Genomic DNA, 23,642 nt, shown 5'->3' with positions numbered 1-23,642 from the left:
CTGGCGCAGGTTCACCAGGTGGTCCCAAAAACCCTGTCTGACCATACGATTTGGTTCATTCGGCAGCGTTGGGTAACGTTGTATTCACCGACGCGGGGTGGAGCAGCTCGGTAGCTCGCTGGGCTCATAACCCAGAGGTCGCAGGTTCGAATCCTGTCCCCGCTACTAGCGAGAAGGCCCCCGGAGAACTCTCCGGGGGCCTTCTTCATGTCCAGGTGAATCGGGGCGTCGAGCAGGAGCCTGGGGTTGTCGGAATAGTGCAACGGGAGCCCTGGTTTTGCATTCCGTGGACTCAGTCGCAGGAGATGCAGCCTGGTTCGGCCCCAACGCCCCCGGGTATGCCTGGAAATCAGTGGCCGACGTCGACCCGGTCGAGATCTTCCCAGGCATCACAGCTCGACTGCTGTGGCAGGGCGCCGATGGCGCCAAGGCGGCGGTGACGACCATCGCCCCCGGCGCGGTATGGGGTGATGAAGACCATCACAGTCCAGGGCCAGAGGAAGTGTACGTCGTCTCCGGCGTGTTCAACGACGGCGTAAACGACTATCCCGCAGGGACTTTCCTGCACGCGCCGGCGGGATCATGGCACATTCCGCAGTCGGCGTCGGGCTGTGTGTTGTTTCTCTTCTACCCGCAGGGTTAGCCGCGCCCGCAAAGCCGGCAGCTGGGCAATCCCCGAAAGTCACTGCGCCGCACGGCCACAGCATCAGCCGGCGAGCTCGATCGTCCCGCCTGGGATCGCGTCGATCAACATCCGGGTGTAGTCCGACGTCGGGTTCTCGTACACCTGGTCGGTGGGCCCGGAATCCACCACCTCGCCGCGCGACATCACGATCACGTTGTGGGCGATCTCCTTCACCACCGCCAGATCGTGGGTGATGAACAGGTAGCTCAGGCCGAGCTCGTTCTGCAGATCGCGCAAGAGCGTCAGGATCTGTGCCTGCACAAGCACGTCCAACGCCGACACCGCCTCGTCGCACACCACCACCTCGGGGTTGAGCGCGAGGGCGCGGGCGATCGCGACGCGCTGCCGCTGACCACCGGACAGCTCGTTGGGGAAGCGCTGCATGACCGACTGTGGCAGCGCGACCAGGTCCAGCAGCTCCTTCACGCGGGCGGTGCGGGAGGACTTGTCTCCGATGCCGTGGATGTTCAGCGGCTCGGCGATCGCCCGGTAGATGGAGTACATCGGATCCAGTGACCCGTAGGGGTTCTGGAACACCGGCTGTACCCGGCGGCGGAACTCCTTCGCTGCCGCGCCGCGCAGCGACGTGACGTCCTTACCGTCGAAATGCACTGTGCCCGAGGTCGCCTCCAACAGTCCCAGCACCATGCGCGCCACCGTCGACTTTCCCGAGCCGGACTCGCCGACCACCGCGGTGGTCGTCCCGCGGCGCAGCGTGAAACTGACATCGTTCACGGCGCGAAAGGTCGAGCCGCTGCGGAACGGGACGGCACCGCGGATCGGGAAGTCTTTGATCAAGTTGGTCGCGACCAGCACGTCCTGAGGGCCCGACGACGCGTGCTGGGTGGTCCCGACCTTGAGCGGCAGCGCCTGGTCGCCCACGAGCTCGCCGTCGGTGCGCCGCGCGGCCAAGGAGGGCGCCGCGCGCACCAGCCGCTTGGTGTACTCGTGGTGGGGGTCCTGCAGGATTTGCAGGGCGGGTCCCGACTCGACCACCCGCCCCTTGTACATGACGACCAGGTGGCTGGCGCGTTCCGCGGCCAGGCCGAGATCGTGCGTGATGAGTAGGACCGCGGTGCCGAGCTCGGTGGTCAATTCCTCGAGATGGTCCAGAATCTGCCGTTGCACCGTCACGTCCAGGGCCGAGGTCGGCTCGTCGGCGATCAGCAGCTTCGGCCGGCAGGCGAGTCCGATCGCGATCAGCGCCCGCTGGCGCATGCCGCCCGAGTACTCGTGCGGGAACTGATTGACCCGCTTGTCGGCGTCGCGCATGCCTGCCTCGCTCAGCAGCGCGATCGCGCGTTTGCGCGCGTCACCCCGCTTCGCCGCGCCATTGGCCTGCAAGGTTTCGCGGATCTGAAATCCGACGCGCCACACCGGGTTCAGGTTGGTGTTGGGGTCCTGCGGGACCAGACCCACGCCGCTGCCCCGGATCTTCTCGAAGTCGCGGCGCGACGCGGTGGCCAGGTCCTGGCCGTCGAACAGGATCTGACCGCCGGTCACCTTGCCGGTCCCCGGCAACAGGCCCAGCACTGCGGCGGCCGTGGTCGATTTACCCGACCCGGACTCGCCGACGATGGCCACGGTCTGCCCCGGGTAGACGGTGAGGCTCGCGCCTCGCACCGCGGGCACCGACTTGCCCTGCGCGCGGAAGTCGACCTGCAGGTCGCGGATGTCGAGCAGTGGCGCGGCGCCCTCGTTCGGTGTCTGGGTCATCAGCGGGTCCTCGCCTTCGGGTCCAGCGCGTCGCGCAGCACGTCACCGAGCATCATGAAGGTGAGGACGGTGATGGCCAGCGCCGCCGCGGGGTAGAACAGGATGGGCGTGCCCTCGCGGAGCAATTGCTGCCCGGCCGCGATGTCGATGCCCCACGACACTGCCGTGGACGGTAGTCCGATGCCGAGATACGACAGGGTCGCCTCGGTGACGATGAAGATGCCCAGCGAGATGGTGCCGACGACGATCACCGGGCCCAGCGCGTTGGGTATGACGTGGGTGAACAGGGTGCGAACCCGGGACGCGCCCAGCGACCGCGACGCGGTGATGAACTCCTCGTTGCGGACCGCGATCGCGGCCGATCGGGCGATGCGCGCGATCTGCGGCCAGCTGAAGATCGCGAGCACGATCACCACGGTGAACACGGTGCGAGAACTGATCATCTGCATCGTGACCACCGCCGCGAGGATCAGCGGGATACCGAAGAAGATGTCCGACAGCCGCGCGATCACCGAGTCGATCCAGCCACCGAAGAACCCGGCTACGGCGCCGAGCAGGCCGCCGATCAGCACCACGACGATCGTGGTCAGCACGCCCACCGCCACCGAGGCACGGGCGCCGTAGATCGTTCGGGTGTAGATGTCGTAGCCCTGCCGGTCGGTCCCGAACCAGTGCGCGGAACTGGGCGGCAGCAGCGACTGCTCGAGCGAACCGTAATGCGGGTCCTGGCTGGTGAACAGTCCCGGGAAGAGCACGACGACCACGATCACGGCCAGCAACACCATCGACACGATGAACTCCGGCTTGGTGCGCAGCTCCAGCCATGCCGACTTCCAGAAGCCGGCGGGATCCACATCGGCGGCGACCGCGTCGATCGCGGCGACGCTGACGACGTCCGGGCCCGCGACGAAACGCTCCTGGCCGGGGTAGGGGGTGGGTTGCGTCTGGGGCTCAGGCATAGCGGATCCTCGGGTCGAGGGCGGCATAGAGCAGGTCGACCACCACGTTGGACGCCAGGTAGATGAGCACGAGCACGGTCACGAAGGACACGACGGTCGACGACTCGCCCCGGATCACCGCCTGATAGATGGTTCCGCCCACTCCCGGAATGTTGAAGATTCCTTCCGTCACGATCGCGCCGCCCATCAGCACACCGAGGTCGGCGCCGAGAAAGGTCACCACCGGGATCAGCGAGTTGCGCAGGACGTGCACCAGGATCACCCGCGGACGGGACAGCCCCTTCGCCGTCGCCGTCCGCACGTAGTCCGCCGAGAGGTTCTCCGCGACCGACGAGCGGGTCAGCCGGACGACGTAGGCGAGCGACACCGCGCCGAGCACGAATCCGGGCAGCAGCAGGTGATAGACGTCGAGATGGCCGCCGACGGTGACGGGGAAGAGTTGCCAGCGCACACCGAACAGGTACTGCGCCGCAAAGCCGATCACGAAGATCGGGACGGCGACGATGAGGAGCGTCACGATCAGGATCGTGGTGTCGAACCACTTGCCCTTGTTCAGACCCGCGAGCACGCCGAACGTCACACCGAACACCGCCTCGACGGCGAGCGCGATGAGCGCGAGATCGACCGTGACGGGGAAGGCCCGTTTCATCACGTCGAACACCGGCTGGCCCGAGAAGGAGGTGCCGAAGTCCAACCGGAACACCCCGCTGATGTAGTGCCAGTACTGCGAGTAGAACGGCTGGTCCAGGTGGTACTGCGCGCGCAGCGTCGCGATCAGCGCGGGCGACATGGGCTTACCGCCGCCCAGCGCGGAGATCGGGTCGGCGGGCAGTAGGAAGACGAGCGCATAGATCAGGAAGGTGGCGCCGAAGAACACGATCACCACCTGCCCGAGCCGGCTCAATCCGTATCTCAGCATCGGTTATCCCTTGGTGTTCTCGGCGTCGTCGCCCTTGGTGATCTGGGTGAAATCGGCCAGACCGTTCCAGGTCAGCTGGGCCGTCACACCTGGTCCGACGCCGCCGGCCGCGATGTAGTCCCAGAGCGGGATCACCGGGAGGTCGTGCAGCAGGATCGCCTGGGCCTGATTGACCAGCGCATACGACTGGTTCGGATCGAGCGCCCGTTCAGCCTCGATCAGCTTCGCGTCGAACGCCGGTGAACTGTAGACCGGATCGTTGGAGCCGGCGCCGCTCACGAACTGGGGCTGCAGGAACTCGATCATCGACGGGTAGTCGCCCTGCCACCCGCTGCGGAACGCCGTCCGGATGGTCCGCTTGGTGATTTCGTCCCGGACCTGCTTGAACGTCGGCTGCGGCGCGCCGTGCGCGTCGATGCCGAGCGCATTCTTCAACTGGTTCGACAGCGCGTCCACCCACACCTGGTGATCGCCGTCGGAGTTGTACGCGACCGCGAACGATCCCGACCACGGCGCGATCGCGTCAGCCTGCGCCCACAGTTGCTTGGCTTTGACCGGATCGAACTTCAGCACGTCATTGCCCGGGATGTTCGCGTCCCAGCCCGGTAGCGACCGGGCGGTGAAGTCTTCCGCCGCGCCGCGGGCGCCGCGGAAGATCGCCTTGATGATCTCGGGCCGGTTGATCGCCATCGAAATCGCCGCGCGTCGCAGGCGACCCTCCTCGCCGCTGAAGTGCGGGAGGAAATAGGGGATTCCGAGCTGCAAGTTCTGGGCGGTCGGTTTGGTCAGCGCCCTTTTCCCGAGCACCTTCTTGTAGGTGCCCAACGCGCTCACCGGCACAGTGTCGAGCACGTCGAGGTTGCCGGACTCGAGGTCGGTGTACGCGGTGTCGAAGCTGCTGTAGAAGATGAAGCTCAGGCCACCGTTCTTCGGCTTGTCCGGACCCTGGTAACGCGGGTTGCGCACCACATCGAGCTTGACGTTGTGCAGCCAGGCGTCCGGGCCCTTGAGCATGTAGGGGCCGTTCCCGACGGGGTGCTCGCCGAACTTGGCTGCGCCCTCGGCGAAGAACACATCGGGCAATGGCTTGAACGGCGTGAATCCGAGCCCCAGTTTGAAGTCGATGTTGGGGCTGGTGAGGCGCACCGTGAAGGTGTAGTCGTCCACCACCTTCAAGCCCGACATCTCGGTCAGCGGGGAACCCTCGGCGGCGACGGCGTCGTACCCCTCGATCGGTGAGAAGAAGCTCTGCTGCAGTTGTCCGTTGACGGTCGCCGCACCGAAATTCCATGCGCGGACGTAGTTTTCGGCGCGCACCGGGGTGCCGTCGGTGAAGGTCCAGTCCCGTCTGAGGTGAACGGTGTAGTTCTGATTGTCGGTGGTGTCCACGGACTCCGCGTTCGCCAACACCGGCGTGCCGTCAGCGGTGTAGCTGTACAGACCCGTGAACAACGAATCGACGATGCGACCGCCCATGTTCTCGTTGGTGTTGGTGGGCACCAGACCGTTCTGTGGCTCACCGCCGTTGACGGTGATGATCGCGTCCGGGCCGGTGCCGTAGTTGCCGCGCGCGCCTTCCAGGCTGCACCCCGACGCGGCCAGCACCACGCCCGTCATCGCCAAACACAATGACCTTGCCGCCCATTTCACTTCCGACCTCCGATCGAGTGGCTTCACATTTCCACAGGTCGATTCCGTCGGCCAGACGAGGAACGTCAGGCGACGAGCGCATCGCGCTCTTTCGGCAGTTTCGGCGGCGATGACGTGCCACGATGGAAACAGGGCAAACGATCGAGCGGTGTACCGATGAACGGTAGCGACAAGGCGTTGGGGCGTGTGGTCGCGCTGCTCGCACTGCTGTTCGTCGTTTCCCTCGCCCTGCGCGGCCATCTGCCCGGCAGCGGTCACCCGCAGCCCGACAAGCGGGCAAGCGGCACCGCGAGTCAGGTGGGCATCGACACCCTGCTGGTCGTCTCGGTGCTCATCGTCGCGATCGCCTTGATCGCATCGCTCCGGCGTCCGAGGACTCCGGGCGCGTCGGCGGCCTTCCAATTGCCGGGGTCGTTCGAGGGCAAGCTCACGTGGAAGCCCGTCCGCCGTCTGCTGCTGATCGGTGGCGGGGTGTTCCTCGCTTGGCTGGTGATCCTGCTCCTGCTGTCACATCTGCAGCTGCTGCAACTACCTGCTCTGCCCTTCGCGGAACCCCCGCAGAACAGAGCGCCGATCACCCCGGTGCCATCACCGCCGCCGTCAACGGCACCGGTGCGGCCGCCCATGTCGCCGCCGCAACAGGAGCCCAGCGTCTTCGGCTACCTGCTCGCCGCCACCGTGATGATGTTGCTGCTGTGGGCTGTCGGCGGTGTCCTGGTCCGCAGAAGCCGGCGTGCTCCCGAACCGCAGTTGTCGGTCCCTGACGGCCCGGAACCGATGGTCGGGGAGTCCACACCGGAAACCCTCACGCGGGCAGCGGAATTCGGCCTGGCCGAGATCGGCGACCGCAGCCGCGGTCCGCGCGAGTCGATCATCGCCTGCTACGCCGCAATGGAGCGGGCTCTGGCGGACGCTCCGGGCGCCGCGCCACAGGAATCGGACACGCCGTCTGAAGTACTCGCCCGGGCCGTCGAACACCATGCATTGCACGCGGGCAGCGCGACCGAGCTGGTCGCCTTGTTCGCCGAGGCGCGCTTCAGCCCGCACGTCATGACCGAGCATCACCGCGAGATCGCCGCCGGGGCGCTGCTCCGGGTACTCGACGAGTTGCGGAGCCTGACATGAAGAGGCTTGAGATCGTAGGGATTACGTTGGTGATCGGAGCGGAACTGCTCATGCTCGTCCTCGGAGATCGCCGAGCGGTCGGGTGGGTGTCCGCGGTTGTCGCAGTGTTCGTGCTGTGGGCTGTCCGGCGCCGGCTCGTCGACCGCGGACCGCGGTTCGTCGAACCGGCCGGGAACGATGCGGAAGAGTCGTTGCGGGACTGGATCGTTCGGACCGAAACGCTGATCCAGTGGTCGGAGACGACGCGCGGCGACTGGGATCAACACCTGCGGCCCACATTGGCACGGGAGTTCTTCATGGCGACCGGCCCACAGCAGGCCAGGGACCCGGTCGCAATGCAAGCCACCGGCCGGATGGTCTTCGGGGATCAGTTGTGGCAGTGGGTGGATCCGCACGACGTCCGTCGGTCCAGCCGCGACGAGCCCGGGCCGGGCCGGGCCACGCTCGACGAAATCCTGCACCGATTGGAGCGGCTATGACCATGCCGGCGGAGCTGACGACGGCCCATTCCGAGGCGGTGCTCGACGAGATCGAACGCGTTGTGGTGGGCAAGCGAGCCGCGTTGACACTGATCTTGACCGCCGTGCTCGCGGGTGGCCATGTGCTCATCGAGGACCTGCCGGGACTGGGAAAGACGTTGATCGCCAAGTCTTTTGCGCGAGCGCTGGGCCTGGCCTTCACCCGTGTGCAGTTCACTCCGGACCTGCTGCCCGCTGATCTGCTCGGTTCGACCATCTACGACATGCAGTCCGGGCGGTTCGAGTTCCGGCGCGGGCCGATCTTCACCAACCTGCTGCTGGGCGACGAGATCAACCGGACGCCGCCCAAGACGCAGGCCGCACTGCTGGAGGCCATGGCGGAAAGCCAGGTGAGCATCGACGGCGAAACCCACCGGTTGCCGGCACCGTTCATCGTCCTTGCCACGGACAACCCGATCGAGTACGAGGGCACGTATCCGCTGCCGGAGGCACAGCTCGACAGATTCGCGGTCCGAGTCGAACTGAAGTACCTGTCGGGTACCGACGAAACGGTGATGCTGCGCCGCCGCCTCGAACGTGGTTCCGCCGAGCCGATGGTGAAACAGATTGTCGATGCCCATGATCTGCTCGCCATGCGCGAGTCGGTCGAGCAGGTGACGGTGCACGACGACGTCCTGCACTACGTGGTGTCACTGGCGGCGGCCAGTCGTAGTCACCCGCAGGTTGTCGTCGGAGCCAGCCCCCGGGCCGAGCTCGATCTCGTGCAACTTGCCCGTGCGCGTGCGCTGTTGTTCGGCCGGGACTACGTGATCCCCGAGGACGTCAAAGCACTTGCCATTCCGGTGATTTCGCACCGGATCAGTCTGAAGCCGGAGATGTGGGTCCGCAGTGTCCACGGCGGCGACATCGTGGCACAGCTACTGCAACGCCTGCCGGTGCCGCGGACCCGTGGTGGGCCGTCGTGACACATGCGACCGAGCCCCGTGAAGTCGAATTACGCTGGCGTGCCTCATCGCTCACGAAGGCCATCGCCACCTGTGCCGGCGTGGCCCTCGCCGCCGCCGTGCTGGGTCCGCGGTGGCAGCTCGTCGCCTTCGCGGCGCCGATGCTCGGTGTGCTGTGCTCGATCAGTTGGCAGCGCCCGTCTGCCAAGGTGTACGTGCAGGGGCAGCCGGGGCTGACCCGCTGTTTCGAGAACGACGAGACGCGGCTGACGGTGTGGGTGACGACGGACGCGCCGACCATCGCAGCCGAGGTGACGGTGTCGGTCGAATCAGGCATGGACATCGAGGTTCTCGAGAGCAGTGCCGCACCGCTGCAGACCGTCGCGGTGCGGGCCGAGCGCTGGGGACGCTATCCGATCCGGGCCGTCGTCGACGCGGTGGCGGGCGGGGGACTGCTGGCCGGGACGGGCACTGTCGAAACCGCCGAAGTCTTCGCCTTTCCCGTTGCGCCGCCCCAATCGACACCCATACCGCGTATCGAATTACCCGACCGGCTCGGCACGCATCTCACCCGGCACGTCGGACCGGGTGTCGAGTATGCGGACGTCCGTGCCTATCTTCCCGGCGACCAGTTGCGCACCATCAACTGGCCGGTGAGCGCCCGCCGGGGCCGGCTCCATGTCACCGAACGGTTGACCCACCGCGCCGCGGACGTGGTCGTGCTCATCGACACGAGCATGCAGCCTCTCGGCCCGGCCTCTGCCGCGATGGAGCGGGTCGTGCTCGGCGCCGCGCAGGTGGTGCAGAGCGCGCTGCGGAATGGTGACCGCGCCGGCATCGTCGCGCTCGGTAGCGCGCGGCCGCGGTGGATCGGCGCCGACATCGGTCAGCGCCAGTTCTACCGCGTGCTCGACGCCGCGATGGCCGTCGGGCGGGAATACGAAACCACGACAGGCACATTGGCGCCGCGCGCGGCCGTCCCGCCGGGCGCGATCGTGTTCGCCTTCTCGACGTTGCTCGACACCGCATTCGCGTTGGCACTCACCGAGCTGCGGAACCGCCGGCACACCGTGGTGGCGGTCGACGTGCTGGAAGGGCCTCCGTTCGACGGCGAACGGGATCCGACGCTGGCCCGCATGTGGGCGCTGCAGCGCCACGCGATGTACCGCGACATGGGGATCGTCGGCGTCGACGTCGTGCCGTGGCCGTCGACTGTCACTCTGGATCAGGCGCTGCGGTTGATGCCGGCACGCCGGCGGGCCGCGAGGCGGTGACGCGATGACGGCCGACGCGGCAACCCGGTTGGGTCAGCCTGGTGCCCAGGCACTTTCGGCTGGTTTCGGCGTCCTCATGGTCGCGGTGGCCGGTGTCCAGGCCCACGGCACGGCCGTGATTGTTGCCGTGTCGGCACTGGCGGCAGTGGTGGCCGGGCTGGCGTTCCGGGCTGCGGCGACGGGGGCGGTGCTGCTCACGGTGGTGGTGCTGGCTCTGTCCGACTCGCCGGCACTGGTCGCGGCGCTGTCGGGACTGTCCGCGGCCGCGTACCTGCTGATGCGGCATGCGGCGGGCGCCGGGGTGGTCACCCTGACCAGGCCGACATTGCTTGCCATGCTTGGGTTCACGCTCGTCGGTGTGGTCGCTGGCGCGGTGGATCTGGGCCTACCGTGGCTGCCGCTGCTGGCGCCGCCGGCGGTGGTCGCGCTCTATTGGCTGGCGTTGGCACCGCACACCGAGTCGAACCGCTAGAGAAGTTCCGATCAGCGGAATTTCCCGAAACCAAAGTTCCGGTGACCGAAACCCGCAGTGCGCCCGAATGATCCGCCGAGCATTCTCCTGGTCGAGAGCCGTTTCCGACAGGCTCATGAAGGAGATCACGGTGACAGCGGTTGTGAGCGGCGAGTTCGTGGATTTCGGTGCTGAGGAACTGTCCGACCTGCACGGTGTATTGCGCGACCTACGGGCCCGCGCCCCGTACGCCGAGGCGCGTTTCCATGGGATGCCCGCGCTGATCATTCTCAGCGATGAGTTGGTCACCGACCTGTTCAAGGACGAGGAGACGTTCCCGGCCGCGGCGATGTACGGCATGACGACCGGCCCCGCCATGGGCAAGACGCTGCAATGCATGGCCGGTCAAGAGCACCGCACCAACCGCGCCCTCGTCTCTCCGGCATTCCGTCGAGCACTGATCAAGACGTACAGTGCCGAACTGCTCGAACCGATCGCGCAGGACCTCGTCGACCAGTTCGCCGCCAGGGGCCGGGCCGACCTGGTCACGGAATTCACCCAGCAGTACCCGTTCCGGATCACCAACGAGCTGTTGGGTCTCCCGGTGGACGACTATGCCCTGTTCGCCAAGTGGGCCCACGACTTGTTCTTCTACCCGACGGATCCCGACGCCGCGATGCGAGCCCGGGAGTCGTTCACGGACTACCTCCGGCCGCTGGTCGAGGACAAACGGCAGAACCCGTCCGACGATCTGTTGTCCAAGCTCGTCACCACCGAGGTCGACGGCGTCCGGCTGACCGACGAGGAGATCTATTCGTTCGTCCGGCTCCTGTTTCCGGCGGGGGTGGACACGACCTACCTGAGTCTCGGAAATACGTTGTGGGCGTTGCTCACTCACCAAGACCAGCTCGATCGGGTCAGGAGAGATCCGGACGAGGCCCGGTGGGCGGTGCAGGAAGGATTGCGCTGGGAACCCGGGCCGTCGATCATTCCGCGCTTCGCGGCCACTGATGTGACGTGGCACGGCATCGACATTGCCGCGGGCACGTGGCTGCTGTTGGCCATCGCGGCGGCCAACCGGGACCCCGCCGTGTACACAAACCCCGACGTCTTCGACACCAGCCGGCATGCGACCGCACAGCTGAGCTTCGGCACCGGGCCGCACGTGTGCCTCGGCCAGGCGCTGGCCACCACGCAAATGGAGATCGCGGTGAAGGTGCTGCTGAACCGACTGCCCGGCCTACGGCTCGCCGATCCGTCCAGTGTCCGGATCGCCGGACGACTCGGGACCGAGCTGCGCGGCCCCGACCACCTGCAGGTCGTCTTCGATCCGCAGTGATTCCGTCAGGTGCCGGTGAGTTCGGTCAAAGTAGCTGCGGTCGAGCGTATTTCACGGACGTACTCGTCACGCTCGGCGCGGCTCACCTGTGATCTCAGGCAGCCGATCTGCAATTCATAGACGGCATTGCCGCCGCGATCGAACACCGGAGCGGACAGGTAACTGATCGACAGTGCGGCGTCGGCAGCCAGTTCCTCGGTGGTGTAGGGCCGGGCGCTCAATCTGCTCAGGAACTGGAACAACCGCTGCCTGAGGGCGCCGCTGCGGGGGTGCTCGGCCAGCAATCCGACGACCTCGCCCATGACCTCGAGGATCTCGAGTGCGGCACCGTCGGCGCCGAACACCGCCACTCCGCTACGGCGGACCTGGCGCAGCAGCGCCTGCAGTACCGGACGGTGGGCCGCCGGCGCCGTATCGATCCAGTCCTGTTGTGACTGCTTGTTGCGATAGGCCATGACCGACACACCCAACGGCGCGGTCATCGGCAGGCGCGCCCCGGTGTCGACGCCGGCGGGCACCTGGCCCGGCCCGGCGGCGACACCGACCATGGTCATTTCGGTCTGGTCGACGAGCGCCAAGGAGACGGCGCACCCGACCCGGTCGGCGAGTTCGGCCAGCACATGGGAGAAGGCCTCCGAGGGGGTCAGCTGCGACTGCACCGCACCGGCGAGCCGCAGCAGACCGGGGCCCAGCCGGTAGCGGCGGTCGGCCTGCCGCGTCACCCACCCCGCCTTCGAAAGTGCCGCCAGGATCGACGTCACCGTCGACCGGCTCAGTTCGAGGCGAGATGCCATGGCGGCCACCGATACCGGCTCCGCTTCGGTGGCGATGAACTCCAATACCGCCACGACGCGGTCGGTCGGTGGTGAATCGACACGTGCAGGCGCGTCCGCGGCCGTCACACGTGGTCCTGGACGGAGCCAGCTGGCGAGAAATGGCGCATATTCGTCACTTTATCAATTTCTCTGGCGATATTCCGTCGTCTGCTTCAGGCTGACATCACTTGACATCAGGACATCGCAAAAATCAGGAGCAACAAGCATGAGCGTCGAGGTCGAAAGCTGCCCGCCCAGTGCAGTTCTCGAGCGGGCATCCCTGGTGCTCGGCACGTTTGACGGGCCTGGCCGGCAGACCTTCACGCAGATCGTCCGGCGCACGGGCCTACCCAGAACGTCCGTCCACCGCATCCTCGAGCATCTGGTCGAGCTCGGCTGGCTCCGGCGAAATGGACGCGATTACGAACTCGGATTTCGGCTGGCCGAATTGGGTTACCTTGCGATACATCAGGATCGGCTGCACCGCGCAGCCATGCCGTTTCTCTGGGACCTGCATCAGGCCACCGGTCACACCGTGAACCTGGCCATCCTCGATGGTCTCGATGTCGTGCATCTGGGCGTCGTCGGTGACCGGGCTGCGGTCACGGCTACGCCGGCGGCGGGCCGTCGCCATCCGGCGCAGTCCTCGGCCATGGGGCGGGCGATGCTCGCGCACGTACCGGCCGGCCGGCTGGCTGCGGTCGAGGCGGCGACATCGGGTGCGCTGCGTGAGGAGCTGGCACTGGTGCGGGCTCGGGGCTTCGCGGAAGACCGGGACGAAACATTGGCCGGGACAGCGTGTTTGGCCGCTCCGATCGGGCGCGGAGCCGAGATCTGCGCTGCGGTATCGATAAGTGGAGCGGCCGGCCGGATGGCATCTGACCATCGGCTGGTGGCCCTGGTTCAGACGACTGCCGCACGCGTCTGGCGAGCGTATTCGGGCCGACCGGCCGGAGTGCGTCGACTGCGAGCCGTGCGTTGATCGTCCGGTGCGCGAATGTTGCTGGCGCAGTGGGTAGTTCCGCTCATTGGAACCGTAGCTGCGGTGGTGCGGCTCGGCGTGGTCGCATGTGATGGGCTGGTGGCCGACGAGAATGTCGCGACCCGCTTTCTCGATACATATCAACGGATTCCGCCCAACCGGAACCTCAATGGAGAGGAGTGCGATGAGTGCCGCATCGAGCATTGGTCGTGTCGGAGGACTAGCAGTTGCGCTCGGCGTCGGGACCGCGGTCCTCACCGGGCACGGGGTGGCCTGGGCCGACGATGGTTCCACGGGGTCGGGAAGCAAGACCGGCACCAGCTCGGCGTCGGATTCGGCGGCGCCGAAAGCCGCCACCTCCGGCGACAAGGCTTCGACCGGTTCCAGCCGTAAAGCGCGTAAAGGCCTGAAGAACGGCTCAAAAACATCGGCCACTGCGGGTTCGTCCACCGCCTCCGGTCAGACGGGTGGCACCTCCGCCACGCCGGCCGAGAGCGACACCGCCCCGGCAGCCGCTGATGACACGAAGACCGGAAGTGCTCCGCGGAGCAAGAACAAGTCACCCAGGCCACAGCCGAAGCCGAAAACTCCTGGCGCGCAACAGTCGATCTCATCGAACACTCCCGCATCGACGCCGGCGGCGGCCGGCTCGGTGCCCTCGACCTCAGCGACGGCCAAGAGTGGGTCACCGAGTGCCGTGGTTTCCGCGACCGCGGCAGCGCCCGAGGTCGTCGCCCCACGCGCCGCGAACCTCTCGACGCTGTCGGCGGCCGCGCCGACGGCTACCACCACCCGGCCGGTCGTATCCACGGCGGCCACCGCGCCGGCGCATTTTCTCACGGGCGCGGTGTCCGGCATCACGACGGCCGTCTCGAACCTGCTGGCACCGTTCGCCGGCCATTCGCCGACCGCACCCGCGCGGCCCGGCTCGCTGGAAGGGTTCCTGTCATTGGTCCGTCGCGAGCTGGACTCCTTGTTCCGCAGCAAGCCGCCGACCATCAGCTACGACTCGGCGCAGACGCTGCAGATGAACGGTGCCACCCTCGGCCAGATCACCACGTCGGATCCCAACGGCGACAACGTGAAACTCCGCGTGTCGACGGGTCCGGCCAACGGGACCGTGACCTTGTTCGCGGATGGCTCGTTCAAGTACGTGCCGAATCCGGAGGCGTTGGTGCACGGTGGGACGGACAGCTTCACCGTGACCGCAAGCGATCTCAAAGGTGACCCGCTGGGTCTCAACGTGATGTCACCCGGACCGCACACCACCACCAAGGTGATCACCGTCAGCACGGTGGCGCAGACCAGCCCGCTGGCGACCGCGACCGAAATCAGCACCGAGCAAAGGGCACTCGCGCTCCTGAACTCCGGCGCGATGGATGGTGCGATCGCCGCCCTGAAGCAGAAGTGGATCAACACCCAAGCCGTGACGTTCTCCGATGTGCCTGGCGGCGTCGACGCCCAGAACATGGCGATGCTCGATGCGGCGGTGCGGCAGTACGCCATGTATTCGGCAATGGCCGCGATCAACATCGCGGACAACGCCGCGGGCAATCCGTCGTTCAACTGGATCGCCACGCCACCGCACACCATCGGTGGCGTGACCTCGCCGGGCAACCAGGTGCTCTACGACAACCCGGACACCTTGTACCGCATGGCGTTCATCAGCGATGGCAAGAGCTACGTCATCCACGGCAAGATCAACGGCCAGATGCCGCCCGACGTCAACATCACGGCGCAGATCGGTGCCACGGGCCAGTCATCGGCGATCATCACCGGCGACCAACTGCAGGTCAATCCTGACGGCACGTTCACCATCGTCGCGGGCCGCGACCCGGCACTGGCCGGCACCACCAACTACCTGTTCCTGGGTGACGGCCCCGCGGGGACCAATGCCGGCCAGATCTTCGTGCGCAACACGGTCACCGATTGGAACACCAACCAGGGCCTCAGCCTGACCATCGAGCAGACCTCCGGTACCAATACGACATTGCCGTCGGCGGCGATCACCAACATCGCCAACGGCGTCGTGATGCAGGCCGTCAACGTCACGTCGGACGCCTGGCTGCCGCTGGCGGGTCAGCATCCGGTCAACACGCTGCCGCAGCCGACCAACGCGGGCTCTCAGACGTTGTCCACGCAGAAACAGAGCATCGGGCACTTCAACCTGGCCGACAACGAGGCGCTCGTCATCACGCTGACGCCGGGCACCGCCAAGTATTTCAACGTTCCGGTGACCAACGCCTGGACCATCTCTCCGGATTACACGACGGGCGACCCGACGAGCCTCAACAACGCGCAGGCCATCGCCAACCCGGATGGGTCGTACACCCTCGTCGTCGCCAAAACCGATCCGGGCGTGGCGAACTGGGTGTCCACCGGCGGCCTGAACCAGGGCACGATCTTCGCTCGCTGGCAGGGCCTGGATCCGAATGCCACGGTCCAGCCGACGCTTTCGGCGCAGGTCGTCACGCTCGACGAGCTGAAGACCGTGCTGCCGAAGACCACGGTCTACGTCACCGAGGCGCAGCGCGCCCAGCAGATCGCTGAGCGGCAGAGCGGGTACACCCTCCGGACGGCGCCCTACGTGTCGATCGGTGGCACGACGGCAGTCTGAGGTCTGACGGCGGCGGTGACGTACATGGAACGTCACCGCCGCTTCAGGTTTCGGCGTCCGCGGGGCTAGGCGTCGACCAGCACGTCGGTCAGCCGCATCGCGATGGTCGCCCGCCGCGAGGCCAGCTGCCGCGCTGACCGCTGAATCTCCGCTGTCTGCTCGGTCCGGACGGCCTGGTAGCGCTGGAGTGCCGCGGCGACATCACCGTCCTGCGCATCGGACAGTTGACGTGCGAGTTCGGCACCGTCCTGGATCGCCTGATTGGCGCCCTGCCCGCCGAACGGCGTCATCGGATGCGCGGCGTCACCGAGCAGCGCGACGCGCGCTGTGGTCCAGCGCGCGATGGGGTCCCGGTCGTAGACCGGGTGCATGTACACCGGCCCGGTGGCGCCGCGGATCAGCTGACCCACAACGGTCTCGAAATCATCGAATTGCCTTGCCAGTGCTGCCAAATCCGCACGCGCCGACCACAGGTGCAGTGGTGGTTCGTCGATACCGAGGGTCGCGTCGACCGCTACCTGCCGGCCCGCGCGCACCGGCATGGCGATGACGTGTCTGGCGTAGTCGGCCGAATGCCACGAGCGCAACCGGTCGTTCGGGCGGGTACCGAGACAGTCGACGGGGCTGACGGCGCGGAAGATCACCGAACCGCAGTAGTTGATCGAGTCATCGCTGAAAAGCCCACGCACAGTGGAACGCAGCCCGTCGGCGCCGATGACCAACTGCGTCCGGATGACGGCGTCGTCGGCGAACGTGAGCTCGACGTGATCGTCATGCTCGGCGAGACCGGTCAGCTGATGGCGCAGCCGAACTCGGTCCCGGCTGAGATGCGCCACCAGCAGGGCATGCAGATCGGCCCGGTGGACGGTGCGCGGCGACAACTCGGCGTCGGCGTATCCGAACCGGCCGTGTTCCGAACCGATTTCCGGGATTGCCGCGTAGTCGATGACGGACTCGACGTGACCGGCCTGGTCGTGTGTCTCGAAATAGCGCGTCGCAGAGGAGATCCGGTTGAACTGCTCGAGCATGCCCCATTCGCCGAACAGTCGTAGCGTCAGTGGTGAGATGCCGAGCGGGCCGCCGACCTCGCCGAGCTCACGGGTCTTGTCCACCACGATGGCGTGGTGGCCGCCCTGCTGTAGTGCGATCGCCGCGGCGAGTCCGCCGAGGCCGGCGCCGACGATGACGACGGGTGCGGTGGTGTGGTCTGACACGTTGGGTGCCTTTCGGTTTCAGAGATGGGTGAAGCGCGCCAGGCCCTCGGCGTCGAGCGCGAGTCGGGGCACGGTGTCCGGTCGGTGGCTGACGACGGTGCGCACGTTGCCGATCGGCAGCCACAGCCCGTCATGGATGATGTGGGACTGGATGTCGTGCACCAGCTTTCGGCGCTCGGCGGGCTCGGGGCAGTGCAGCTGAGCGTCGAGCAGGTCGTCGAGCCGATCGCGGTCCACGCGGCACATCGCGTTGCGTTGATCGACCGCGAACTGGTACCGCAACGCATCGGGATCGATTGCCGTGTAATAGAAGAACCGGAAATCGTAGTCGCCAGTCTGCTGCCGCGACCGGAGCTCGCCGAAGTCGACGTCGTGCAGCACCAGCTCGATGCGATGGTCCGCCCACTGGCCGGCAACCGCGGACAACAGTTCGGCGTCGACGGGGGAGAACGAGCTGTTGAACACCACCTCGAATCGCAACCCGTCGGCGGCGGCCGCATCGAGCAACCGGTGTGCCGCTGCCGGTTCGTGCCGCAACTGGTCTGAGCAATCCAGGTAGTGCAGCGCGGTCGGCGTGAGCACCGAGCCGGCGACGGTGTAGCCGCACGTCTGCAGGATCGGGCGCAGTCGCTCACGATCGATCAGCAGCGACAACGCACGCCGGATTCGGTGATCGGCGAGCGGACCGCGGGATACGTTGGGGCACAAGCCGTAACTGATCCCCGGGTTGCGGATATCGGCCGTCACGAAGCCGTCCGTGCTACCGGCGCGCACCGCGGCGGATCTGTCGTCGTGCGCGTCGAACCGCAGACGATGCCTGCCATCGACGAGGCACCCCGACTCCGCCGGCACCCACGAGCCGGTGCCGAGGCGCATGTCACCGGTCGACGGCTTACTGACCGCCAGGTTCACACCCGCGAGGCTGTGCAGGAATGCGGCGTTGTGCCGCTCGAACCGGAACGTGACCGCCTCGCCGCGTGATTCGACGGCTGACAGTCCGGTGAGCGCGGCAACCGCCGCCGGCAGGGGAGTGGCGTCCGCAAGGTCGGTCATGATGTCGCGGAAGCTGTTTCGGACCAGCTCTGCGGTGAGCGGCGTGCCATCGGAGAAGTGCCGGCCGGGCGGGACCGTCACCTCAACGGTGAGCGGATCGGGGCGACGCCACGACGACGCCAGCCACGGTCGCAGCTGGGCGGTGACCGGGTCGATGTCGACGAGGCTCTCGAACACCTGTCGCACATAGGTTTTCGAGATGCCGTTGTAGGCCAGGCGCGGGTCCGTGGTGAGTTGCCCGGGCGGCCAGGCGAAGACGATGTCGCGCCTCACCGTTGGACCTCCATAGGAGCGGTGACGACCGGCCGTACCGCGACGGACGCGATGACCCCGACGACGGCGATCAGCACCCCGGCGAAGATGAGCAGGCGGTGCGGATCCGCGAAACCGCCGATCGCCGTTGCCCCTACCGACACCCCGATGGCCGCGCCCAACGCCCGCAGGTAGTGGTACACCGCGGAATCGAACGTCACCCGGCCGGAACTCGTCAGCACGTTGGTGGCCAGTGAACTCCAGAGGAAGCCCATGGCGCCGCCCATCACAGTGGCACTGATCAGCGACGAACCCACATGCTCGGCGCTGACCGCGATCCAGCAGCCGGCCAGTGCCAGACAAGCCGCTCCGTAAGCCACCAACCGGGTGTTCTTCGCGGCATCGCCGGGGCGGCCGAACCTCGAGATCGGCAGCAGACCCGCGACCACCGCCATGGGCACGAGAACGAGCGCCGCCCGGTACGAGGTGAAAGAGTGCACCCGTTGCAGGACATAGATCACCACCAAGGTGAAGACGTTGGTCGCGATGCCCGCCACGAAGACGATCAGGAAGCTGCGATACAGAATCGGCCGGCGACCTCCGGCCCCGGCCGACGATCGGCAGGCGCCGATGACCACGACACCCAGGACCGTCGCCAGCGCGCTCAACGCGGCCTTGGTCGTCAGGTCGCTCGTCGTCCCGGCCGCCAGGAAGATGACGACCTGCGCCAGCCCGAAACCGATGATCAAACCCGCACCTTGGCGGGAGCTCTCGGGCGCAGTGTCTGGCTCGGGTGCCTGTGTCCGCGCGCCCCATGCCAGCAGCGGAATCGACATGACCGTCGTCAGCACCGTCTCGTACGGGAAGGCCCGCCACCCCCACGCGTCGTTGAGCACGGCGGTGATCAGTGGTGAACACAGCGCTGACGCCGACACCACGAACCCCCAGGTGCCGAGGAATGCCGTGTGGTGATCGGGATAGAACTGCTGTCGCGCGATCCGGAACAACTGCTGTGCCAGCACGGCCGACGCCGCGCCCTGCAGGAACCGGACCACGATGAGGATCCAGAACGACGGGCTGAGGCTCGCGGCGACGCCGAGTACCGCGAGCGCTGCCGAACTGACGTAGAACGTGGTGAGCGGCCGGCAGCGGTGCAGTAGCAGGCCGGCCGGCAGGAGGGTCGCACAGAACCCGGCGAGAAAGGCCACGCCGACGTTTGCGGCCAGCCCGTAGGGCACGCGAAAGAAATCCGAGATCGACGCGTTCAAGAGAACGGTCGCGGAGGAGTTCGAATAGAGGGTGTACTCAGCGAGGTACAACGACGCCGCAACGGCGTACAGAGATGGCTTCATTTCTCATCACAGGACCTGGAGGGGTGAACGTTCGGGCAGCGGAAATCAGCGCGCGAATTTGTTCAGGGGCGCCAGGCGGGCGCGGTTCCAGATCGAGGACAGAAAAGACGGGGCGCACCACGAATGCGCCCGCACCATGGGTGCGGAAGCCTGGTCGGAACGAGCACCCACGCCGGCGACTATACCGGCCGGCGCGGTCGGTACCCGCGCTGCTGGAAGGTGGGGTCCCGGTCGCCGAGTTTGCCGGAAACCTGACTGGATCGCGCATGTGAACGCGGTGCTAATTGCTGTGGGATGAATATTTGCTGGTCAGAGTTTTGTCTTACTTTCCTGTATGCGGGTAAGATGCGGAGATGCTGTTTCGCCACGTACATCGCGCGGTCGTTGCTGGCGCGGTCGCTTTGCTCACGGTTGCGGCCCCGCTCGTCATCACGGGCGTGGCGCCGGTGGCTGCTGCCGACGACTGTCCCGACGCCGAAGTCATCTTCGCGCGCGGCACCGACGAGCCGGCAGGTATGGGCCGGGTCGGGGATGCCCTCGTTGATGCGCTGCGCAAGCAGGCCGGCGGCTTGACCATCAGGTCGTATGCGGTGAACTACAAGGCCACCATCACGCAGCGGCACAGTGGCGAGGGGGCCAAGGACGCGATTGCTCACATCAAGTCCACGGCGTCGGCTTGCCCCGATACAAAGATCGTTCTGGGTGGCTACTCGCAAGGCGCGAGCGTCGTCAACATCGTGGCCGGCTTCTCCGGCATCAACTGGGGTGATCCGTTGCCGCCTGAGTACAACAAGAACATCGCGGCCGTCGCTACTTTCGGCAACCAGGCAGACCGCACCGACGGAGCGCCGCCGACCCAGAACTCACCGCTCAGTCCCAAGGCGATCGACCTCTGTAATCCTGCCGACCCGATCTGCCACGCCGGTGCGGGCAACTCTTGGAGTGGACACACGCAGGGCTATGTTCCCGCTTACACGGACCAGGCAGCGGCTTTCGTGGCGTCGAAGCTCCTTGCCGGCTCGCATCTGACACCGCCCGGGTACGGCTCGCAGTTCCCGGCGTATGGCCCGCAGCCCGGTACCAACCCGCAAATGGGCTACGGCGCATTGCCCGGACCTCCGCAGACGTACGGCACGCCGCCGGGCCCGCAGGCCGGCTACGGATTGCAGCCTCCCAGTTCGGTTCCGTCGACCTCCACTACGACGTCGCCGACTCCCGGACCCGCTTTGTCGTAGCACCGCTGCCGTGCGCAGCAGTACGTGCGCACAACAGGTTTCGCAGTTTTCGGCGGACTCGACGGCCGACATCATGAGCGTTACGGTGACGAATCCAGTTGCAAGCGAACAGTTTTGATGCAATTCATGGCGCGCCGGCCTGTCGGTGGCGTGAGTACGCCATCGTCGCGCGCAACCACAGTTACGTCAGAACTGCTGTGGAACAACGGGTCTAGCGCGTCGTGGCATTGACGGTGTTGTGATAAAACCGGCGAAATTCCGTTTCAGGTAAGCACGGCAAAGCCCTGAAGAATTGCTGTACGTCACGCATTGTGCGGCGTACGCTTTTCCCAGCTGCGCCGGGTGCGGCCCGCCTCGGCGCAGTGCGAACTTCGGGAGCAACCATGTTGGCCCAAGGATTTGACGTCGTCATCGTCGGTGCTCGGTGTGCCGGCTCGCCGCTGGCCGCGATGCTGGCACGGCAGGGTGTGAACGTTGCGGTAGTCGAACGCGCGACGTTTCCACGGGACACCCTGTCGACCCACATCTTCGAGGCCGACGGGTTGGCATTTCTCGATCGCCTTGGCGTGACGGACCAACTGCACGCCACCGGTGCGCCGTTCATGATGCGGTCCAATTCCCGCGCCGAGGACTTCCAGTTCAATGTCAGATGGCCGCAACGTGCAGGCGACGTCGGCGGTAGTGCCTCCGTCCGGCGCACCCTGCTCGATCCGATTCTGGTCGGCGCCGCCGAGCAGGCGGGGGCAGAGGTACGGATGGCCGCCGACGTCACCGGACTGCTGCGGGACGGCGGCCGGGTCACCGGCGTGCGCGTCAGGAACGGTGGCCACGAGAACGAACTCCGTGCCAGGCTCGTCGTCGGCGCCGACGGCCGCAACTCGACCGTCGCGAATCTTGTTGCGGCGCGTAAGTACAACGTCGTACCGAATCAACGTTTTGCGTACTGGGCGTTCTTCGAGGGCGCGAACATGCCGGAGGAGCCGACCAACGTCTTCCATCGGTGGGCCGACAAGTTCGTGATCGGCGCGGCGGCCGACAACGGGCTGTATCAGGTCATCGTGATCCCCGAGCTGAATGAGCTACCGCGATTCCGCACCAACCTCGAACGCAGCTTCATGGACCACGCCCTGAGCTGTGAACCGGTGGCCGAGGCGCTCGAGGGCGCTCAGCGAGTCGGCAAGTTGTTCGGGATGGTCCACTACAACGGTTTCTTCCGGGACCCGTGCGGACCCGGGTGGATGCTGGTCGGCGACGCCGGTCATTTCAAGGATCCGTCGCCCGGGCGGGGGATCGGTGACGCATTCGCACAGGTTGACGCGGCGGTGCCGGCAATCGTTGCGGGACTGGGCGGTTCACCGGAAGCGCAGGACGCGGCACTGGCGCGCTGGGGCCGGTGGCGCGACCGCGAGTTCTCCGATCACTACTGGTTCGCCAACGATCTGGGCAAGGCGGGGCGGGTGCCGGCAGTGTTCCCGCAGATGGTCGCGGACCTGCATGACAAGGGGCAGATCGGGCGGTTCCTCGATCTCTTCACGCACCGGGAGAAGCCCTCGCAGGTGCTGAGTCCGGCTCGGCTGTTCGGCTCGGCCGGCCGGCTGCTGCGCCAGCAGCACCGGGGCCGACGTGCCCTGCTGAACGAGGTACGCACGCTGGTCGGCGAAAATGCGCGTCACCAGTTCCTCAACCGTCGCCACGCGTACGCAACTCCGGCCGAGACCCTGAAACCCGCCGGTGCGACGGAGGTTGACGCCACCAGCACTGCGTGAGCGTGTGTCAGGTCAGGGTGTATGACGTCATGGACAGCGAACCGTAGGTGTAGCCGTCGACGAGCACGTGCGCCGGGGTGTCGGCGGCTGCGCACAGCCCGGCGAAATAGAGCATCGGGATGAAATGATCCGGGGTCGGCGCGGCGGCGGCGAAGTCGGGATGTTCCCGAAGCCGCAGAATGTCGGCCGGTACCGCCGTGAGCAGATCGGCTGCCGCGTCGTCGAACCTTGTGGCCCAATCGAATCCACTGTCGGGTAGCCGGGCGTTCATGGCCCGCAAGTTGTGCACGATGTTGCCGCTACCGACGATCAGCACTCCGCGGCTGCGCAATTCGGCCAGTTGCGCGCCGAGCGCGACGTGCTCCTCCAACGGCTTCTCGGCGTTGATCGACAACTGCACCACCGGGATCGAGGCATCGGGGAAGGCATGCACCAACACCGACCAGGTGCCGTGGTCGATGCCCCAGCTGTCCCGGTCGGACCCGACCCACGTCGGTTTGACGGTCTCGGCGATCTCGTCGGCCAGCTCGGGAAGTCCCGGCGCGGGGTACTGCACATCGAACAGCTCCTGCGGGAAGCCGTAGAAGTCGTGGATGGTGCGGGGATGGGCCATGGCGGTGACCGCGGTGGCGTTGATGTACCAGTGCGCACTGACCACCAGGATCGCCCGGGGCCGTGGTACCGACTGGCCGAACTCTGTCCATGCGGCCGTGTACCGGTTGTGTTCCACGGCGTTCATCGGACTGCCGTGGCCGATGAACGCGGCGGGCATGATCGTGGGCAGGTCGGCTTGTCCGGTCATCATCTGCAACGCT

Annotated in this window: 20 protein-coding genes and 1 tRNA gene; 12 read left to right on the top strand and 9 right to left on the bottom strand. The window is 66.6% G+C overall.

What is annotated here, in order from left to right:
• Positions 1-91: 91 nt before the first annotated feature.
• Positions 92-165 (top strand) — tRNA-Met (locus tag VXD91_RS22045).
• Between the two features lie 121 nt (positions 166-286).
• Complete coding sequence (locus VXD91_RS22040) at positions 287-643, top strand: cupin domain-containing protein (protein ID WP_346416427.1); 357 nt, start codon at positions 287-289, stop codon at positions 641-643.
• 63 nt (positions 644-706) lie between these two features.
• Here VXD91_RS22040 and VXD91_RS22035 read toward each other — a convergent pair whose 3' ends face one another.
• Genes VXD91_RS22035 through VXD91_RS22020 form a run of 4 tightly spaced genes read right to left on the bottom strand, consistent with a single transcriptional unit; the run spans position 707 to position 5,896 of the window.
• Positions 707-2,401, bottom strand: coding sequence for an ABC transporter ATP-binding protein (locus VXD91_RS22035; protein WP_346416426.1), 1,695 nt, complete (start codon positions 2,399-2,401; stop codon positions 707-709).
• The gene (locus VXD91_RS22030; protein ID WP_346416425.1) at positions 2,401-3,360 is read right to left on the bottom strand and encodes an ABC transporter permease; all 960 of its coding nucleotides are present in this window, start codon (positions 3,358-3,360) and stop codon (positions 2,401-2,403) included. The genes VXD91_RS22035 and VXD91_RS22030 overlap by 1 nt, the downstream gene beginning before the upstream one ends.
• Positions 3,353-4,279: an ABC transporter permease gene (locus tag VXD91_RS22025; protein WP_346416423.1), complete on the bottom strand. Its 927-nt coding sequence runs from the start codon at positions 4,277-4,279 to the stop codon at positions 3,353-3,355. Before VXD91_RS22025 ends, VXD91_RS22030 begins: the two co-directional genes overlap by 8 nt.
• A gap of 3 nt (positions 4,280-4,282) precedes the next feature.
• Complete coding sequence (locus VXD91_RS22020; protein ID WP_346416422.1) at positions 4,283-5,896, bottom strand: ABC transporter substrate-binding protein; 1,614 nt, start codon at positions 5,894-5,896, stop codon at positions 4,283-4,285.
• 189 nt (positions 5,897-6,085) lie between these two features.
• On the opposite strand from VXD91_RS22020, the gene VXD91_RS22015 reads away from it, so the two are divergent.
• The 6 genes from VXD91_RS22015 to VXD91_RS21990 all read left to right on the top strand — a co-directional run bounded on the left by VXD91_RS22015 (position 6,086) and on the right by VXD91_RS21990 (position 11,541).
• The gene (locus VXD91_RS22015; protein ID WP_318984139.1) at positions 6,086-7,054 is read left to right on the top strand and encodes a DUF4129 domain-containing protein; all 969 of its coding nucleotides are present in this window, start codon (positions 6,086-6,088) and stop codon (positions 7,052-7,054) included.
• On the top strand, positions 7,051-7,533 hold the full coding sequence (locus VXD91_RS22010; protein ID WP_346416421.1) for a hypothetical protein: 483 nt from the start codon (positions 7,051-7,053) through the stop codon (positions 7,531-7,533). Before VXD91_RS22015 ends, VXD91_RS22010 begins: the two co-directional genes overlap by 4 nt.
• Positions 7,530-8,498 carry a MoxR family ATPase gene (locus VXD91_RS22005; protein ID WP_346416420.1) on the top strand — a complete coding sequence of 323 codons (969 nt, stop codon included), beginning with the start codon at positions 7,530-7,532 and terminating at the stop codon, positions 8,496-8,498. Before VXD91_RS22010 ends, VXD91_RS22005 begins: the two co-directional genes overlap by 4 nt.
• Positions 8,495-9,751, top strand: coding sequence for a DUF58 domain-containing protein (locus VXD91_RS22000; protein ID WP_346416419.1), 1,257 nt, complete (start codon positions 8,495-8,497; stop codon positions 9,749-9,751). The genes VXD91_RS22005 and VXD91_RS22000 overlap by 4 nt, the downstream gene beginning before the upstream one ends.
• A 4-nt stretch (positions 9,752-9,755) precedes the next feature.
• Positions 9,756-10,223, top strand: coding sequence for a hypothetical protein (locus VXD91_RS21995; protein ID WP_346416418.1), 468 nt, complete (start codon positions 9,756-9,758; stop codon positions 10,221-10,223).
• A gap of 130 nt (positions 10,224-10,353) precedes the next feature.
• On the top strand, positions 10,354-11,541 hold the full coding sequence (locus VXD91_RS21990) for a cytochrome P450 (protein ID WP_346416417.1): 1,188 nt from the start codon (positions 10,354-10,356) through the stop codon (positions 11,539-11,541).
• 5 nt (positions 11,542-11,546) lie between these two features.
• On the opposite strand, the gene VXD91_RS21985 is transcribed toward VXD91_RS21990, so the two are convergent.
• A complete protein-coding gene (locus VXD91_RS21985) occupies positions 11,547-12,443 on the bottom strand; it encodes a helix-turn-helix domain-containing protein (RefSeq protein WP_346416416.1) in 897 nt (298 codons plus the stop codon).
• A gap of 139 nt (positions 12,444-12,582) precedes the next feature.
• Between VXD91_RS21985 and VXD91_RS21980 the strand changes: the two genes are divergently transcribed.
• Together VXD91_RS21980 and VXD91_RS21975 are read left to right on the top strand one after the other, a co-directional pair.
• Positions 12,583-13,338 carry an IclR family transcriptional regulator gene (locus tag VXD91_RS21980; protein WP_346416415.1) on the top strand — a complete coding sequence of 252 codons (756 nt, stop codon included), beginning with the start codon at positions 12,583-12,585 and terminating at the stop codon, positions 13,336-13,338.
• 184 nt (positions 13,339-13,522) lie between these two features.
• Positions 13,523-15,955, top strand: coding sequence for an Ig-like domain-containing protein (locus VXD91_RS21975; protein WP_346416414.1), 2,433 nt, complete (start codon positions 13,523-13,525; stop codon positions 15,953-15,955).
• Between the two features lie 65 nt (positions 15,956-16,020).
• On the opposite strand, the gene VXD91_RS21970 is transcribed toward VXD91_RS21975, so the two are convergent.
• From VXD91_RS21970 to VXD91_RS21960, 3 genes are read right to left on the bottom strand one after another with little or no spacing between them, the layout of a single operon-like run.
• Positions 16,021-17,169 (bottom strand): FAD-dependent monooxygenase, encoded by a 1,149-nt coding sequence (locus VXD91_RS21970; protein ID WP_346416413.1) that lies wholly within the window; start codon positions 17,167-17,169, stop codon positions 16,021-16,023.
• A gap of 18 nt (positions 17,170-17,187) precedes the next feature.
• Positions 17,188-18,495, bottom strand: a complete 1,308-nt coding sequence (locus VXD91_RS21965; protein ID WP_346416412.1) for an ABC transporter substrate-binding protein — start codon at positions 18,493-18,495, stop codon at positions 17,188-17,190.
• Positions 18,492-19,826, bottom strand: coding sequence for an MFS transporter (locus tag VXD91_RS21960; RefSeq protein WP_346416411.1), 1,335 nt, complete (start codon positions 19,824-19,826; stop codon positions 18,492-18,494). The genes VXD91_RS21965 and VXD91_RS21960 overlap by 4 nt, the downstream gene beginning before the upstream one ends.
• Before the next feature lie 353 nt (positions 19,827-20,179).
• Here VXD91_RS21960 and VXD91_RS21955 point away from each other — a divergent pair, with 353 nt between their 5' ends.
• A complete protein-coding gene (locus tag VXD91_RS21955) occupies positions 20,180-21,061 on the top strand; it encodes a cutinase family protein (protein ID WP_346416410.1) in 882 nt (293 codons plus the stop codon).
• A 383-nt stretch (positions 21,062-21,444) separates the two neighbouring features.
• Positions 21,445-22,827, top strand: coding sequence for an NAD(P)/FAD-dependent oxidoreductase (locus VXD91_RS21950; protein WP_346416409.1), 1,383 nt, complete (start codon positions 21,445-21,447; stop codon positions 22,825-22,827).
• Between the two features lie 7 nt (positions 22,828-22,834).
• On the opposite strand, the gene ygiD is transcribed toward VXD91_RS21950, so the two are convergent.
• The gene (gene ygiD / locus VXD91_RS21945; protein WP_346416407.1) at positions 22,835-23,629 is read right to left on the bottom strand and encodes a 4,5-DOPA dioxygenase extradiol; all 795 of its coding nucleotides are present in this window, start codon (positions 23,627-23,629) and stop codon (positions 22,835-22,837) included.
• Positions 23,630-23,642: the final 13 nt, after the last annotated feature.

It is taken from the genome of Mycobacterium sp. SM3041 (assembly GCF_039668335.1).
Lineage (GTDB): Bacteria > Actinomycetota > Actinomycetes > Mycobacteriales > Mycobacteriaceae > Mycobacterium.
Note: the sequence above shows the minus strand (reverse complement) of the source record. Positions and strands in the feature narration are given on the sequence as shown.